Origin of the sequence: Microbacterium sp. NPDC089189, from assembly GCF_040685095.1 — a bacterium.
In the GTDB taxonomy this organism is placed as follows: domain Bacteria; phylum Actinomycetota; class Actinomycetes; order Actinomycetales; family Microbacteriaceae; genus Microbacterium.
This window is the reverse complement of sequence record NZ_JBFBHG010000004.1, coordinates 73,246-89,449: the sequence shown is the minus strand read 5'-3', so window position 1 is coordinate 89,449 and position 16,204 is coordinate 73,246. Positions and strand designations below refer to the sequence as shown.

The window sequence follows — 16,204 nt, the reverse complement described above, 5'->3', positions numbered from 1 at the left end:
GCGTATTGTGTCCACCGTGTTTCGCGGAGGACACGCCGCTCGCATGCCGCGGTCGGCCACATTACACGCCGATGCCGCTGGAACCGAGTCTCACGTCCGGGCGGACGGGGTGCCTCGCGTACGCGTGTTCCCGCCCGTGGGCGCGACGCACGCACGCACGGGCGCTCGCGCGCGGGAACAAAACGGGCCCCTCCGACGCTTAGAATCGTCACACGTCGGGAACGATCCCGTCGTTCGCCCCGATCCCTGTGCTGCACGGTCACGGCGCGGACGATGAGAACGCCCCGCATCCCGATCGCTAGGGCCCGCCGCATCCTTTTCCCGTCGGCGGGGGAGGAGATGTTGATGGACAATCACGACCCGTTCGGCTTCGTGGGGCTGACCTACGACGACATCCTGCTCCTCCCCGGACACACCGACGTGATCCCGAGCGAGGCCGACACGTCGTCGCGTCTCACGCGCCGCATCACGGTGGCGACCCCACTCGTGTCGGCCGCGATGGACACCGTCACCGAGTCGCGGATGGCGATCGCCATCGCCCGCGAGGGCGGCCTCGGCATCCTGCACCGCAACGTCTCGATCGCCGAGCAGGCGTCGATGGTCGACCGGGTCAAGCGCAGCGAGTCGGGCATGATCTCCGATCCGGTGACCACGACGCCCGAGGCCACGATCGAAGAGGTCGACGCGCTGTGCGCGCAGTACCGCATCTCGGGCCTGCCCGTCATCGACCCCGATGGTCGCCTGGTGGGCATCGTCACCAACCGCGACATGCGGTTCGTCTCCGGCTTCGAGCGCCGCACGACGCTCGTGCGCGACGTGATGACGAGCGAGAACCTCATCACCGCGTCCGTCGGCGTGAGCGCCGGCGACGTCATCGCCGCGTTCGCCCACCACCGCGTCGAGAAGCTGCCGCTCATCGACGACGAGGGGAAGCTCGCCGGGCTCATCACCATCAAGGATTTCGACAAGAGCGAGAAGTACCCGCTCGCGACCAAGGACGACCAGGGGCGTCTGCGCGTGGGCGCGGCCATCGGCTTCTTCGGCGACGCGTGGGAGCGGGCCGAGGCGCTGCGCGATGCGGGCGTGGATGTGCTCGTCGTCGACACCGCGAACGGCCAGTCCGCGGGCGTGATCGACATGGTCCGCCGCATCAAGGGCGACCCGAGCTTCGCCGGCATCGACGTCATCGGCGGCAACGTCGCGACGCGCGAGGGGGCGCAGGCCCTGATCGACGCGGGCGTGGACGCCGTCAAGGTGGGCGTCGGCCCGGGCTCCATCTGCACCACCCGCATCGTCGCGGGTGTGGGCGTGCCGCAGGTCACCGCCATCTGGGAGGCCTTCCAGGCCGCCCGCGAGGCCGGTGTCCCGGTCATCGCCGACGGCGGGCTGCAGTACTCCGGCGACATCGCGAAGGCGCTCGTCGCCGGCGCCGACACCGTCATGCTGGGCTCGCTGTTCGCCGGCACCGACGAGTCGCCGGGCGAGATCGTCTTCCAGGGCGGCAAGCAGTTCAAGACCTACCGCGGGATGGGGTCGCTCGGTGCCCTGCAGACGCGCGGCAAGAAGACGTCGTACTCGAAGGACCGGTACTTCCAGGCCGACGTCCCGAACGACGACAAGCTGATCCCCGAGGGCATCGAGGGCCAGGTCGCCTACCGCGGCCCGCTCGGCGCCGTGGCCTACCAGCTCGTCGGAGGGCTCCGGCAGTCCATGTTCTACGTGGGCGCCCGCACCGTCGAAGAGCTGAAGGCCAAGGGGCGCTTCGTGCGCATCACGCCCGCGGGGCTGAAGGAATCGCACCCCCACGACGTGCAGATCGTCGTCGAGGCGCCCAACTACAAGCGCTGATCGTCGGCGGCAGGTCGCCGCATCCACCCCGAACGCCGCACCCTCACCGGTGCGGCGTTCGTCGTTCGTTCACCCGGGCGTTCCGCGGTGTTCGTCGGCGTCCGGTTCGGTGAGGCCGACCCCTGCACCCGAACCGGAGGCCGCCGTGTCCCTTCCTGCGCACCACCGCCCGTCGTGGCGCCGAGCCATCGCGACCGGAGCCGCCGCGGCGCTCGTGCTCGCTCTCGCGCCGAACGTCGCCCATGCCGCCGACCCCGTCGCCCCCGTCGACCAGCTGGCCGTCTCGGTCGTGGGGGATGGGGCGACCACGGGCAACAACGCGGTGCCGGTCGGCATCCTGCTGCTCGACGGACAGGGGGAGATCGACCGCACGGTCGCGCTGCCCACCGCGGGTGCCGGCGCGCAGCACGCGGTCACACTCGGCGCCGATCGGGATCAGCAGGGTGCGCTGCAGCAGTCCGCCGACCACCGCTACGTGACGCTGGGCGGGTACGACGCCGCCCCCGGATCGGGTGCGCTCAACGACACGACCGCCCCGGCCACGCCCCGCGTCGTCGCGCGCGTGGACGCGCAGGGCGGCGTCGACACCTCGACGACCCTCGGCGGCGGTTACAGCGTGCGGCATATCCGCGGCACCGCGACGGTCGACGGCACCCGGTACTGGACCGGCGGCCACGGCGGGGACAGCACCGCACCCACCGGCGGCGTGCTGACGGTCGCGGTCGGCGAGGCCACCCCGACCGCCGTCGTCGCAGGCTCCAACAACCTCAACAACGCACGGGTCGTCGACGTCCACGACGGCCAGCTGTACGCGACGAGCGACCGCTCCGGCTTCTCGGGACTCAACGCCGTCGGCACGGGCACCCCCACGACCTCGGCCCCGCTCGCGCTGGTGGCCGCCGCTCCCGCGGGCGCGTCGGTCGCGCACGACTTCGCCTTCGCCGGCGACACGCTCTACGTGGGCTACACCGAGGGTGCCAATCAGGGCATCGCCAAGTACGCGCGTGCCGGCCAGGCATGGAACTGGGTGGCGACCTACCCGGGCAACTACTGGGGCATCGAGGCACGCGAAGCGGGCGACGACACGGTCATCTACGCCGTGCGCGGCGCCGGGCAGGGCAACGAGCTCGTGCGCATCGTCGACGAGGGCGACGCCGCGGCCTTCACCGGAACGCTCGATGTGCTCGCCACGGCCGCGGTGGGCACCGCGTTCCGCGGCGTCGCCTTCGCGCCCGGCTTCGAGGCCGGCACGGATGCGGCCGGCCCCATCCTCGCGAAGCCCGCGATCACGTGGGACCCCCGCGTCGCCGGCGGCACCGGGGCAGCGCTCGCCGCGGTGCTCGGGCAGGGCAGCAACCCGGCGGCATCCGGCACCGTGATCGACCCGGCCGGCCAGGAGATCTCGGTCACCGCGGCCTCGAGCAACACGGCGGTGCTCGCGGACGACGCGATCTCGCTGGACGTGGATGCCGTGACCGGTGCCTTCCGGCTGGCCGCCGCCCCGGTGGCCGCCGGCAGCGCCGTCATCACCCTCCGCGCCGAGACGGCCGACGGCCGCTCGGGGATCGCGCAGCTGAGCTACCGCGTCGCTCCCGCCTTCTCGGATGCGGCCGCCACCGGCCACATCGGCATGTCCGACGCCTCGGCCGCCATCGATGCCGGCGACGGCTACTTCTTCGCGGCGGACGACGACTCCAACGCCCTCCGGCTGTTCGCCGCGACGGGCGGGGAGCCGGTCGCGGAGTTCGACTTCAGCGATCGGATCGAGTTCGAGCGTCCCGGCGAGGCCCATGACTTCGAGGCCGTCGCGCGGGTCGGGGACGACGTCTACTGGATCGGTTCGACCGGCAACACACGCAGCGGCAACGTGCGTCTCGACCGCGACATCGTGGTGCACACCCGGGTGAGCGGCTCGGGTGCGAACGCGGCGCTGAGCTTCGTCGGCGCACGCCACGTGCTCCGCGACGCGCTCGTCGCGTGGGACCACGACGACGCGCACGGTCTGGGCGCCGACCACTTCGGCTTCCTCGCCGCCACCCAGCCCGGATCCTCCGCCGAGGGCCCCGACTCGCTCAACATCGAGGGCGCCGCCATCGCGCCGGACGGAACGACCCTCTGGCTGGGGTTCCGCTCGCCCGAGGTGGGCGACGACGCGCAGGCGCTCATCGTGCCGGTGGCCGACATCGCCGGCGTCGTGGCCGGTGCCGAGCCGCAGCTCGGGGCTCCGACCCTCCTCGACCTCGGCGGACGCGCCATCCGCGACATGGCCCGTGCCGAGTCCGGGGACTACCTGATCGTCGCCGGCAGCGCCGACGACACCGGCCGCTTCGCGCTGTACGGATGGTCGGGCGAGCTCGCCGACGCGCCCGTCGCGGCGCAGGGAACGCTCGGGCTCGACGGGTGGGCGGGGTCCTACGAGGGCATCGCCGGCGTCGGCAGCCTGGCGGACGGCGAGAGCGTGCGACTGCTGCTCGACTCGGGCACGGTCGACATCTACGGCGACGGCACCGCCGCCCAGGACCTCTCGGCACCCGAGCACAAGCTGTTCCCCTCGCAGGTGGTGGCGCTGAGCTTCGGAGCGCACTTCGTCGCCAAGGAGATCGGGCTCACGAGCGATCGGCTGCGCGTCGACGTGCCGGCCACGGTCTCGCTCTCCGGCTTCGCCCCGGAGGAGACGATCACCCTGTCGCTCACGAGCGACCCCGTGACCCTGGCCGAGGTGACGGCGGACGCCGACGGCCGGGCCACCGTGCGCATCACGGTGCCCGCGGCCGTCGCGCCCGGAGCCCACACGCTGCACGCGAGCGCCGCATCGGGTGCCGCCTCGCGCGCCGTGACGGTGCTGCCCGCGCTCGTCGACGAGGCTCCGGTCGCGGGCCCCGGTGCCGATGCGCCCTCGGGCGGGCTCGCGGCCACCGGCGGCACCGACCTCACCGCCCTCGTCCTCGCCGCGCTTCTCGCGCTCGGCCTGGGCGGCGGGCTGATGGTGCGCCGCCGCATCCGCAGCCGCTGACCGAGATCGCCCGCACGGAACCCGCCGCATCCGCGGACGGCAGGGTCCCGTGCGGGCGATCTCGCTACGCTGGACGCGTGATCCGTCGCCGCAGCCATCCCGACGCGAGCGTCTCGACGCGCCGTGTCGAGGCCTACACCGACGGCGTGTTCGCGATCGCCGCGACGCTGCTCGTGCTGGATCTCACGAGTCGGTCGTTCGAGAACGTGCGCACCGACGCCGACCTCGTCGCGGCGCTGACCGGCATGTACCAGCCGGTGCTGACGTTCGTCATCAGCTTCCTCATCCTCAGCCTCATGTGGATGACGCACGTCTCGGAGTTCGAGTTCATCGTGCGCATCGACGCGGTCGGCACGTGGATCAACAACTTCCGGTTGCTGTTCATCGTGCTGGTGCCCTTCACCTCGAGCATCCTGACGGACTTCTCGGATCTCCTGCTCGGGCGGATGCTGCTGCCCATCAACTTCTTCCTGGCGATCGTCTGCAGTTGGGCGCAGGCCATGTGGGCCGTGCGGCATCGGGAACTCCTGCAGCCCGGGCTGTCCGAGGCGGCGGCCCGCGCGCAGGGACGTGGCGGCCTCAGCGCCCTCATCATCTCGGCGGGCGTCGTGGCGGCGAGCCCCTTCGTGGGATCGTTCGCCTTCTTCCTCTTCGCGTTCGACGGGCTCCTCACGCGGGCCCTCGGCGGATCGTCCTCGGCCCTCGACGTGGGCGGCGTGCGCACGCACCACATCGAGGAGCCCCCGGACGACGAGACCCCGCCACCACCGGTGGCGGGGCCCATCGCCTGAGCGCGTCGGCCGGGGTCACCGGGCCGAGAGCGCGACCTCCGGCTCGGGGGCGACCGGCGCCGCGGCGGCTCCGCGACCGGCCGGCAGCCACAGCGCGGTGATCGCCGCACCCGCCAGGACCAGGGCGCCGATGAAGACCGCCGGACGCGCCGCATCCACGTACATGTCCGGGAGCAGCTCACCGCCCGCGCCGACGAAGACGGCCGTCATCACGGCGGTGCCCAGTGCCAGGCCGATCTCGCGCACGGTCGAGTTCACGCCCGACGCCTTGGCGTGGTCGATGACGCCCAGGGTGGCCAGCAGCGCGGTCGCCGACGGGGCGAAGACGAGCCCCATCCCGATGCCGGCCAGCAGGAACGGTGCGATCAGAACGGGGTAGTCGAGCGAGCTCGACAGCAGCAGGGCGATCCAGCCGAGCGCCACCGCCTGCAGCGTGAGTCCCGCGACGAGCAGCGCCCGGGTGCCCACGCGGTGCGAGACGAGCCCGGCTAGCGGTGCGACGAACATCGGCGCGATGGTCCACGGGGTGGTCTGCAGAGCCGCCTCGAACGGCGTGGACCCCTGCACCACCTGCATGTACTGGATGAGGATGAAGACGGCGCCGAACGTACCGAAGCTGAACGCGAAGCCCACCACATTGGTCAGGGTGAACGAACGGTCCCGGAAGAGTCGCAGCGGCAGGAGGGGCGCGCGGGTGCGGGCCTGGCGGACGACGAACCCGGCCAGCAGGGCGACGGCAAGGACGATCTCGCCGACGACCCCGGCCGAGCCCCATCCGTCATCGTTGCCGCGCACGATCGCGTGGACGAGCGCGAGGACGCCCGCCCCGGCGAGGAGGGTGCCGAGGACGTCGAGGGGTGCGCGGGCGCCGCGGTCGTCGCGCAGCGCCCAGAATGCGAGCGGGATGGCGATGATCGCGACGGGGATGTTGAGCCAGAAGATGGCCTGCCAGTTCCAGCCCTCCATGACGGCGCCGCCCACGAGCGGGCCGACGGCGACGCCGAGGCCGGAGACGCCGCCCCAGATGCCGATCGCGAGAGGCCGGCGCTCGGGCGCCACCCCGCCCGACAGCAGCGCGAGCGAGAGCGGCAGGACGCCGGCGCCGCCGAAGCCCTGCACGGCGCGCGCGATGATCAACTGGCCGGGATCGGTGCTGAGGGCGGCGAGGACGGAGCCCGCCGCGAACAGCACGATGCCGCCGATGAAGACCGATCGGCGTCCGAGGCGGTCGCCCAGGGCCGAGGCCAGCAGGATCGTCGCGGCGAACGCGAGGGTGTACGCGTTGACGAACCACTGCAGTTCTTCGACGCTCGCGCCGAGCTCCGAATGCAGGACCGGCAGGGCATTGGTCATCACGAGGTTGTCGAGGGTGGCCATGAACATGGGAACGCTCGTGGCGGCGATGACCAGGCCGAACGGGCGACGGGATGCGGACATGAGGGCCTTCCAGTTTGTAATTCGATGATTACTTAGCTGGGGCGACTGTAGTAATCGACTGATAACATGTCAAGCATGGCCGGTGACGACGCTTCGACGAAGAAGAGACTCAGCTCCGAGGAGCGCCGCGCGCAGATCATCCTCGCCGCGCTCGCCGTGTTCGGCGCCAAGGGCTACGTCGGCACGACCACCGACGACATCGCCCGCGCCGCCGAGGTCTCGCAGCCCTACGTCGTGCGGCTCTTCGGCTCGAAGGAGCAGCTCTTCCTCGCGGCGCTCGACGAGGCGCTCGCGCTGCTGTTCGCCGCGTTCGAGCGCGGGGTGGCCTCGGGTGACGAGGCGATCGAGGCGCGCATGGGGCACGAGTACATCGGTCTGCTCCACGTCCGCGGTCTGCACCAGACCCTGTCCCACGCGTTCCTGCTCGGTTCGCATCCCGTCATCGGACCGCGCGCCCGCGACGGCTTCGCGCGGGTGTGGGAGTACCTGCGGGGGATCGGGTTCGAGCCGGAGCACGCGCAGGAGTTCCTGGCGCAGGGCATGCTGCTCAACACCATGATCGGCCTGCGCCTGGCCGACGGGCACGGCGAGGACCCGCGCATCACCGAGATGTTCACCGCGTGCTTCCCCACTGAGAAAGCCACCGTGCTGCAGCTCGCTCCCCGCGTCGACGAGCCCTGGTGAGCGCGGCGGGAGCACCGGGCGGGCCACGCCACGCGGAGCCCGTCGGTCGCGGCGGCTAGGCTGGGATGGTGAGCATGGACTTCGAGATCGGCCGCGCCAAGCGGGCCCGCCGCGCGTACACGTTCGACGACATCGCCGTGGTTCCCTCGCGGCGCACCCGCAACCCCGAGGACGTGTCGACGTCGTGGACGATCGACGCCTTCTCCTTCGACATCCCCGTGCTGGGCGCGCCGATGGATTCCGTCGTCAGCCCGCGCACCGCCATCATGCTGGGCCAGCTCGGTGGACTCGGCGTCCTCGACCTCGAGGGGCTCTGGACGCGGTACGACGACCCCGAGCCGCTGCTCGCCGAGATCGCCTCGCTCTCGGACGCCGATGCCACGCGTCGGATGCAGGAGCTCTACACCGAGCCGATCAAGCCCGAGCTCGTGCGCGACCGCCTCGCCGAGATCCGCGCCGCCGGCGTCACCGTCGCAGGCTCGCTCACGCCGCAGCGCACGCAGGACCTCTACGAGACCGTCGTCGCCGCCGGCGTCGACCTGTTCGTGATCCGGGGCACCACGGTGTCGGCCGAGCACGTCTCGAGCGTCGACCAGCCGCTCAACCTCAAGAAGTTCATCTACGACCTCGACGTTCCCGTCATCGTCGGCGGTGCCGCCACCTACACCGCGGCGCTGCACCTCATGCGCACCGGTGCCGCCGGTGTGCTCGTCGGATTCGGCGGCGGCGCCGCATCCACCACGCGCGCCACGCTGGGACTCCACGCGCCCATGGCGACGGCCGTCGCGGATGTGGCTGGCGCGCGTCGCGACTACCTCGACGAGTCGGGCGGGCGTTACGTGCACGTGATCGCCGACGGCGGCGTCGGCACCTCGGGCGACATCGTCAAGGCGCTCGCGATGGGCGCCGACGCGGTCATGCTGGGCGTCGCGCTCGCGCGTGCGACCGATGCGCCGGGACGCGGCTACCACTGGGGCCCCGAGGCCCACCACACGAAGCTGCCGCGCGGTCGTCGCGTGCGGGTCGACCAGGTGGCATCGCTCGAGGGTGTGCTCTACGGTCCCGCGCCCGTCGCCGACGGCACCGCGAACCTCATCGGCGCGCTGCGCAAGTCCATGGCGACCACCGGCTATTCGGACCTCAAGGAGTTCCAGCGCGTCGAGGTCGTCGTCGCGCCGTACGGCCACTGATGCGCATCGCAGTATCCGGAGTCCCACGACCGTGAGCACGACGGCACCCGCCCCCGACCTTCCCGAGGTCTTCCCGCCGACGCTGCGCGAGGTCATGCTGCGGCCGCGCTGGATCGCGATGCTCGTGCTGTGCCTGGTCGTCGCCGGTATCTTCGCGTGGCTCGGGCAGTGGCAGCTCGCGCGGGCTGTCGACACGGATCCGCGCGAGGAGGGCGCGACCGAGCAGGTCATGCCCATCGCCGATGTCGTGGCCCCGGGGTCGTACCTGACCGACCCGCTGGTCGGTCAGCGCGTCTCGGTCTCGGGCACCTTCGTCCCCGAGGACTTCATCGTCGTCGAGTCGCGCTTCAACGACGGCGTCGAGGGGTACTGGGTGACGGCGCAGCTGCAGGCGGTCGAGCCGAGCGCGTCGCTGGCCGTCGCCGTCGGGTGGGCCCCGACGCGCGAGCAGGCGGATGACGTCGCCGCGTCGTTGGCCCAGACGGCCGATCCGGACGAGAGCGTCGACGTGGTCGGACGCCTCATCGCGGACGAGGGTCCCGTCCCGCCGCCGCGCACCGATCCGTGGGCGATGACCCGCATGTCGCCCGCCGCGCTGCTCAGCCGGTGGCACGACATCGACGACGCCGAGGTCTATCGCCAGTTCGTGGTGATCGACGATCCGCTGGGCGGTCTCGACGACATCGTGTCTCCGGCGCCGGATGCCGGCTCCACCATCAACTGGCTCAACATCTTCTACGCCGCGGAGTGGGTCATCTTCGCCGGCTTCGCCTTCTACCTCTGGTACCGCCTCGCGAAGGACGCGTGGGAGAAGGAGATCGAGGACCTCGAAGACGACGAGGACCCCCTCCCCGCCTGACCCCCTCGCGCCGGGTGCAGCGGCGCGTGCTGTGCTGTGTTGTGCTGGCGCGGCGGCGCGTGGCCGGGTGCTGCGTTGGCGCGTGCTGTGCTGCAGCGCATGCTGTGCTGGCGCGGTGCTGTGCTGTGCTGTGCTGTGCGGTGGCGCGCGAACCCCTGTTCACTCGTCGCACAAGTCGGGTCCGCGCCGCGACGACTCCGCTTTCGCGACGAGTGAAGGATGCTGGCGCGAGGCTCGACCCGCGCCATCCCACGTACGCGGCACGCACTCGGAGTCGAAGCCCAGCTCGCTCGTCGCGAAAGCGGGCTGCGCTGCGCCCACACCGCGCTTTCGCGACGAGTGAACCGGGGAGGGGGAGTGCGGCGGGTGGCATGCCTGCTCGCTCGTCGCGTATGCGGGGTCGACGGCGCTGGCACCCCGCATATGCGACGAGTGAGCAGGGGTGCCGCACGGGGAGCGCCTGGCGTGCCGGAGCGGGGGCGAGATGAAGCGCGCCGCGGGGACAGGATCCGCAGCGGGTGGCACGCTTGCTCGCTCGTCGCGTATGCGGGGTCGACGGCGCTGGCACCCCGCATATGCGACGAGTGAGCAGGGAGTGCCCGCACCGGGAGCGCACGCGGCACCGGCGCACGGAGCGCACGCAGCACGGGCAGGGGCAGGGGAGGGGAGGGAGGGGTGAGTGGGCGCGGGTAGACTGGGAACCATGCCTCGCGCCCCCAAACTCGCCAGCTTCCCGGCGATCCGCGGAGCACTGCGCTTCTACCAGATCTGCTCGATCATCACCGGTGTCGGACTGCTGTTGCTGCTGGCCGAGATGATCCTCAAGTACACCCCGCTGCACGTCGAGCTGTTCGCCGGCGGGTCGGGTGGCTTCCTCTGGTTCGCGCCGGTGTTCCCCGGACCCGACTGCGCGTGGTGGTCGCTGTTCCTGCCGGCGACCAACAGCTGCGAGATCGTCTCCGCCGGCGACGGCTTCAACATCTCGCTGTTCATCCTCGTGGCGCACGGCTGGTTCTACGTCGTGTACCTCTTCTCGTGCTTCCGGGTGTGGAGCCTCATGCGCTGGCCCTTCGGCCGGTTCCTGCTCCTCGCCCTCGGCGGCATCGTGCCGCTGCTCTCCTTCTTCCTCGAGGCCTCCACCGCCCGTCGTGTGCGTGGCTACCTCGCCGAACGCGAGGCTGCCGCTGCCGCTGCTGCCGCCTCTTCTCCCGCCCCCGCCTCGGAAGGCACCCGGTGACCGAACAGACCGAAACCTCCCAGCGCCCCGTCCTGGTCGTCGACTTCGGCGCCCAGTACGCGCAGCTGATCGCCCGCCGCGTGCGTGAAGCAGGCGTCTACAGCGAGATCGTCCCGCACACGGCCTCGGCCGACGACATCGCCGCCAAGAACCCCGTCGGCATCATCCTCTCGGGGGGACCGTCGTCGGTGTACGAGGAGGGCGCTCCGGCGTTGGATGCGGGTGTCTTCGACCTCGGCGTCCCGACCCTCGGCATCTGCTACGGCTTCCAGGTGATGGCGCGCGCCCTGGGCGGCGAGGTCGCCAACACGGGCCTGCGCGAGTACGGCGCCACCGACGCGACGATCGTCACGGAGGGGACGCTCCTGGAGGGCCAGCCGGCCGACCAGAACGTGTGGATGAGCCACGGCGACCAGGTCTCGCGCGCACCCGAGGGCTTCGAGGTCCTCGCCCGCACCGCCGCGACGCCGGTGGCCGCCTTCGCCAACGACGCGCGCGGTTTCTACGGCGTGCAGTGGCACCCCGAGGTCAAGCACTCCGACTACGGCCAGAACGTCATCGAGAACTTCCTGCACAAGGCGGCGGGTCTGCCCGCCGACTGGAACAGCGGCAACGTCATCGCCGAGCAGGTCGAGAAGATCCGCGCGCAGATCGGCAGCGCGCGCGTCATCTCGGCGCTGTCGGGCGGCGTCGATTCGGCGGTCTCCACGGCACTCGTGCACAAGGCCGTCGGCGACCAGCTGACCGCGATCTTCGTCGATCACGGTCTGCTGCGTAAGGGCGAGCGCGAGCAGGTCGAGAACGACTACGTCGCCTCCACGGGCGTGCGCCTGATCACGGTCGACGCCCGCGAGCAGTTCCTCACGGCGTTGGCCGGTGTCAGCGACCCCGAGCAGAAGCGCAAGATCATCGGGCGCGAGTTCATCCGTTCGTTCGAGGCGGCCGAGCGTCAGCTGGTCGCCGAGGCGGCCGCGGACGGCGAGCCGATCCGCTTCCTCGTTCAGGGCACGCTGTACCCCGACGTCGTCGAGTCCGGTGGCGGCACCGGAACGGCCAACATCAAGAGCCACCACAACGTGGGCGGCCTGCCCGAAGACCTCCAGTTCGAGCTCGTCGAGCCGCTGCGCACCCTGTTCAAGGATGAGGTTCGCGCGATCGGCCGCGAGCTGGGGCTGCCCGAGGTCATCGTGGGGCGCCAGCCGTTTCCGGGGCCCGGCCTCGGCATCCGCATCGTGGGTGAGGTCACCGCTGACCGTCTCGAGATCCTGCGTGACGCCGACGCCATCGCGCGCGCCGAGCTGAGCAAAGCGGGCCTGGACGGCGAGATCTGGCAGTGCCCGGTCGTGCTGCTGGCCGACGTCCGCTCCGTCGGCGTGCAGGGCGACGGCCGCACCTACGGGCACCCGATCGTGCTGCGCCCGGTCTCGAGCGAGGACGCCATGACCGCCGACTGGACGCGTCTGCCCTACGACGTGCTGTCGAAGATCAGCAACCGCATCACCAACGAGGTCCGTGACATCAACCGGGTCGTGCTCGACGTCACGTCGAAGCCGCCGGGAACGATCGAGTGGGAGTGACCCTCCCCGCAGCGACCCCCGACGCCGACGAGTTCCCGCTCGCCGGCGTTCGGTGTTTCGTGCTGTCGTCCCGGCTCGTGCCGGATCTGGACGGCGGTTTCACCGTGGCGACGCTGCAGCGCGCCCGGTTGCTCGCCGCCGGCGGCGCCGAGACGACGCTCCTGACCCTGGACCCCGCGTCCCCCGCCGAGCACGCGGCGCACCGTGAGACGTTCGTCGCGCGCGGCGAGGCCGCATCCGTGACGGCGTTCGGCAACCTCTTCGACGACGCGGTCGCCGACCCGTCGTGGCTGCGCGCCGCCGCCGCCCCGGGGCAGGCGACGGAGGGGATCGAGTATCGCGTGATCCCGGATGCCGGTGGCCGTCCGCTCGTCTCGCTGCCCGTCATCGCGGGCGACCCGGACTGGCATCTCAGCACGGCGGCGGTCGTGGTGCACGGCGCGGACGGGGACCGCATCCTCGCCGGCTTCGGCGCGCTGTACCGCGCCTGGCTCGGCACGCGGGTGCCGGCCGACGGGCGCCCGACCGTGATCGTCTGCGAATCGCGGCAGCTGGGCGAGCTGCTGGCCGACGCGCCGCCGTCCGGCGCGCGCCTCATCCACACCATCCACACGACGCACCTCGGCGCCCCCTACGGCCCGGACGCGCCGGTGAACACCCTGTGGCAGCGGTGGCTCGCCGTCGCAGACCGGTTCGACGCCGTGCTCTGGCCGACGGCGCAGCAGCGTGCCGACGTCGAGGCGCGATTCGGCGCGCTCCCCGGGTACACGGTCCTCTCGAACGCCGCGCCCGAGCCCGTGCGCGAGCCCGCGCCCGTCGCGGCGAACCGCGTCGTCATGCTCGGGCGCCTCGCGCCGGGCAAGCGCGTCGACCACGCCATCCGGGCCTGGCCGCGGGTCGTGGAGTCGGTGCCCGACGCGACGCTGGAGATCTGGGGCGACGGACCGCTGCGCGACGACCTGCAGCGCCTGATCGACGCAGAGGGGCTCGCGGCATCCGTGCGGCTGCGGGGATGGAGCGCCGCGGGCGCCGCGCTGTTCGACGGCGCCGCGCTCATGGTGCAGTCCACGGCGTTCGAGGGGCAGGGCCTTGCCGCGCTCGAGGCCATGAGCCGAGGATGCCCCGTTGTCAGCTACGACGTGCGCTACGGCCCGCGTGACCTGTTGGGCGCCGGCGCCGGCGTTCTCGTGCCCGACGGTGACGTCGACGCCCTGGCGGACGGCGTCATCGCGCTGCTGGGGGACCCGGAGCGGCGGATGCGGGCCGCCCGCGCGGCGCTCGACCGCGCGTCGGAGGACTCTCCGGCAGCCGTCGCCGCGCGCCTCGCCGACGTCGTGCGATCGGTCGTCGCGCGCCCCTGACGCACACCCCCCGCGCCCCGGGCGCCCCTGACGCATCCGCGCCCCTGACGCGCGCTGGCACCCGCCACCGACGACGAAGGGCCGCCCCGATCGGGACGGCCCTTCGTGCGGAGCGAGGTCAGTTGTTGCCGCGAAGGATCGCGATCATGCGCAGGATCTCGAGGTACAGCCAGACGACCGTGACCATGATGCCGAAGCCGCCCAGCCAGCCGAACACGCGGGGAGCGCCGTTGCGCACACCCTGCTGGATGGTGTCGAAGTCGAGCACGAGCGAGTACGCGGCCATGATGACGACGAGCACGCCGAGGATGAGGCCCAGCGGGATGCCGAAGATCGGCTGGCTGCGCAGACCGAACATCTGGTCGGCGGGGAACACGTTGAACAGCATCAGCACGACGTTCAGCAGGCTGAACGCGAGGTAGCCGAACATCGCGATGAGGAAGATCTTGGTGGCCTTCTTCGACGCGCGCACCTTGCCGCTGGCGAACAGCGCCAGGGTCACACCGACGACGGCGAGGGTGGCCAGCGTCGCCTGGATGACGATGCCCGACCACTGGAACTCGAAGAACGCCGAGATGCCGCCGACGAAGATCCCCTCGAACGCGGCGTACGCGAAGATCAGCGCGGGGCGGACCTTCTTGCGCGAGGTGAAGATGACGACGAGCGACAGGACGAAGCCGACGAGCGCGCCGACGAGCATCGGTGCGACCGACAGGACCTCGGCCTCGGTGGGGATGAAGGTTCCGCCGAGCGTCACGAACCAGCCGGCGACGGCGCCGACGAGCAGGATCGCGAACAGGCCGATCGTCTTGTGGACGGTGTCCTCGATGGTCATGCGGCCGGTCTCGGCGGCACCGGCCGGCGGACCGGCGTAGGCGCCCTCGAGGCCTGCCTGCACCCCGGGGGCGACGGGCTGAGCGGGGGGCGGGGTGAGGCCGATGCCCGCGGCGTTCGATCCGCCCGGGTAGGACTTCACGGCGCGCGGGTCTTGGAAGGCCGGGTTGTTGAACGCGGGGTTGGACGAAGCCATCGGCAGGGTCACACTCCAGAGTCAGGTGGCGGCACGGTGCCGCCTACCCACGATATCCCAGTGTTTCCGCGGGAGTGAAGGGTATCGCTGAGAGTGAACCTTGAGCACGCGATGCGCATGCCGCTGTCGGCACGCATCCCGTCGTCGCGCGGATACGCTGGGGCTCGATGCCTCCTCTCGTGATCGGCCACCGCGGTGCCCCGGGATATCTTCCCGAGCACACGCGCTCCTCCTACGAATGGGCGATCGCCGCCGATGTCGACGCCGTCGAACCCGACGTCGTCGCGACGAAGGACGGTGTGCTCGTCATCCGTCACGAGAACGAGATCTCTGGCACGACGGATGTGGCGGATCGTCCCGAGTTCGCCCACCTGCACCGCACCAAGGAGTTCGCGGGCCGCACCGAGACGGGGTGGTTCACCGAGGACTTCACCTGGGACGAGCTCGCCACCCTCCGCTGCCGTGAGCGCCTCCCGCAGATCCGGCGGGCGAGCGCCGCCCACGACGGGGAGGAGCCGATCCTCCGGCTCGTCGACCTGCTCGCGATCCTGGATGCGGCGCCGCGCCCCGTGGGCATGGTGCTCGAGATCAAGCACGCCGCGTACTTCGCCGCCATCGGCCTCGACCTGGTGCCGCGCATCCTCGCCGATCTCGCCGCGTGCGGGTGGGACCGCCCCGACGCCCCCCTGATCATCGAGTCGTTCGAGCCCACGGTGCTCGGGCAGCTGCGCGAGCGCGGGCTCCCGGGCACCTACATCCATCTGATCGAGGCGGACGGCGCTCCCGTCGACCTGCTGCTCGCGCAGGGGAACGCGGCACCGACCTATCGCGAGATCGTGTCGCCCGCGGGGCTCGACGCGCTCGTCGGGCAGGTCGACGGCATCAGCCTCGACAAGAAGATGATCCTCGCCCCGAACGCGTTGGGCCGGGTGACCCGACCGGCACCCGTGGTCGCCGATGCGCAGGAGCGGGGCCTGCAGGTGTACACCTGGACGGCCCGGCCCGAGAACAAGTTCCTCTCGCGGCAGTTCCGAGCGGGTGATCCGGCGGCCTTCGGCGACTACGAGGGCGAGTGGCAGATCCTTCGCGACGCGCAGCTCGACGGCGTCTTCGTCGACCACGCCGACCTCGGGGTCGCGTTCTTCCGCTGAGCCGGCCGCTCCGGGACATCCGCGAT

Annotated in this window: 12 protein-coding genes; 10 read left to right on the top strand and 2 right to left on the bottom strand. The window is 71.6% G+C overall.

The features are described 5' to 3' along the window. The first annotated feature begins 345 nt into the window (after positions 1-345). The 3 genes from guaB to AB0N73_RS03580 all read left to right on the top strand — a co-directional run bounded on the left by guaB (position 346) and on the right by AB0N73_RS03580 (position 5,652). Positions 346-1,848 (top strand): IMP dehydrogenase, encoded by a 1,503-nt coding sequence (gene guaB, locus AB0N73_RS03590; RefSeq protein WP_363560449.1) that lies wholly within the window; start codon positions 346-348, stop codon positions 1,846-1,848. A 145-nt stretch (positions 1,849-1,993) separates the two neighbouring features. Beyond that, positions 1,994-4,861, top strand: a complete 2,868-nt coding sequence (locus tag AB0N73_RS03585; RefSeq protein ID WP_363560447.1) for a hypothetical protein — start codon at positions 1,994-1,996, stop codon at positions 4,859-4,861. A 77-nt stretch (positions 4,862-4,938) separates the two neighbouring features. Next, positions 4,939-5,652, top strand: a complete 714-nt coding sequence (locus tag AB0N73_RS03580) for a TMEM175 family protein (protein WP_363560445.1) — start codon at positions 4,939-4,941, stop codon at positions 5,650-5,652. Positions 5,653-5,667: 15 nt separating this feature from the next. Here AB0N73_RS03580 and AB0N73_RS03575 read toward each other — a convergent pair whose 3' ends face one another. Beyond that, positions 5,668-7,089: a DHA2 family efflux MFS transporter permease subunit gene (locus AB0N73_RS03575; protein WP_363560443.1), complete on the bottom strand. Its 1,422-nt coding sequence runs from the start codon at positions 7,087-7,089 to the stop codon at positions 5,668-5,670. Positions 7,090-7,164: 75 nt separating this feature from the next. Here AB0N73_RS03575 and AB0N73_RS03570 point away from each other — a divergent pair, with 75 nt between their 5' ends. From AB0N73_RS03570 to AB0N73_RS03545, 6 genes are all read left to right on the top strand, one after another. Beyond that, positions 7,165-7,773, top strand: coding sequence for a helix-turn-helix domain-containing protein (locus tag AB0N73_RS03570; RefSeq protein ID WP_363560441.1), 609 nt, complete (start codon positions 7,165-7,167; stop codon positions 7,771-7,773). Between the two features lie 74 nt (positions 7,774-7,847). Then, on the top strand, positions 7,848-8,963 hold the full coding sequence (locus AB0N73_RS03565; protein ID WP_363560591.1) for a GuaB3 family IMP dehydrogenase-related protein: 1,116 nt from the start codon (positions 7,848-7,850) through the stop codon (positions 8,961-8,963). Positions 8,964-8,994: 31 nt separating this feature from the next. Then, the gene (locus tag AB0N73_RS03560) at positions 8,995-9,822 is read left to right on the top strand and encodes an SURF1 family cytochrome oxidase biogenesis protein (RefSeq protein ID WP_363560439.1); all 828 of its coding nucleotides are present in this window, start codon (positions 8,995-8,997) and stop codon (positions 9,820-9,822) included. Positions 9,823-10,525: 703 nt separating this feature from the next. Then, positions 10,526-11,059 (top strand): DUF3817 domain-containing protein, encoded by a 534-nt coding sequence (locus tag AB0N73_RS03555; RefSeq protein ID WP_363560437.1) that lies wholly within the window; start codon positions 10,526-10,528, stop codon positions 11,057-11,059. Continuing rightward, entirely contained in the window at positions 11,056-12,636 is a 1,581-nt protein-coding gene (guaA, locus tag AB0N73_RS03550; protein ID WP_363560435.1) for a glutamine-hydrolyzing GMP synthase, read from the top strand. The genes AB0N73_RS03555 and guaA overlap by 4 nt, the downstream gene beginning before the upstream one ends. After that, entirely contained in the window at positions 12,633-13,997 is a 1,365-nt protein-coding gene (locus AB0N73_RS03545; RefSeq protein WP_363560433.1) for a glycosyltransferase, read from the top strand. Before guaA ends, AB0N73_RS03545 begins: the two co-directional genes overlap by 4 nt. Positions 13,998-14,115: 118 nt before the next feature. Here the strand turns inward: AB0N73_RS03545 and AB0N73_RS03540 are convergent, their stop codons facing one another. Beyond that, the gene (locus AB0N73_RS03540; RefSeq protein WP_363560431.1) at positions 14,116-15,027 is read right to left on the bottom strand and encodes a Bax inhibitor-1/YccA family protein; all 912 of its coding nucleotides are present in this window, start codon (positions 15,025-15,027) and stop codon (positions 14,116-14,118) included. Positions 15,028-15,194: 167 nt separating this feature from the next. On the opposite strand from AB0N73_RS03540, the gene AB0N73_RS03535 reads away from it, so the two are divergent. Then, positions 15,195-16,178: a glycerophosphodiester phosphodiesterase family protein gene (locus tag AB0N73_RS03535; protein ID WP_363560429.1), complete on the top strand. Its 984-nt coding sequence runs from the start codon at positions 15,195-15,197 to the stop codon at positions 16,176-16,178. The last annotated feature ends 26 nt before the right edge of the window (positions 16,179-16,204 follow it).

Bases quoted from the DNA above. Each gene is read 5' to 3' on its own strand.
- AB0N73_RS03540 (WP_363560431.1), bottom strand. From the start codon at position 15,027: ATGGCTTCGTCCAACCCCGCGTTCAACAACCCGGCCTTCCAAGACCCG.
- AB0N73_RS03565 (WP_363560591.1), top strand. From the start codon at position 7,848: ATGGACTTCGAGATCGGCCGCGCCAAGCGGGCCCGCCGCGCGTACACG.
- AB0N73_RS03575 (WP_363560443.1), bottom strand. From the start codon at position 7,089: ATGTCCGCATCCCGTCGCCCGTTCGGCCTGGTCATCGCCGCCACGAGC.
- guaB (WP_363560449.1), top strand. From the start codon at position 346: ATGGACAATCACGACCCGTTCGGCTTCGTGGGGCTGACCTACGACGAC.
- AB0N73_RS03535 (WP_363560429.1), top strand. From the start codon at position 15,195: ATGCCTCCTCTCGTGATCGGCCACCGCGGTGCCCCGGGATATCTTCCC.
- AB0N73_RS03555 (WP_363560437.1), top strand. From the start codon at position 10,526: ATGCCTCGCGCCCCCAAACTCGCCAGCTTCCCGGCGATCCGCGGAGCA.
- AB0N73_RS03570 (WP_363560441.1), top strand. From the start codon at position 7,165: ATGGCCGGTGACGACGCTTCGACGAAGAAGAGACTCAGCTCCGAGGAG.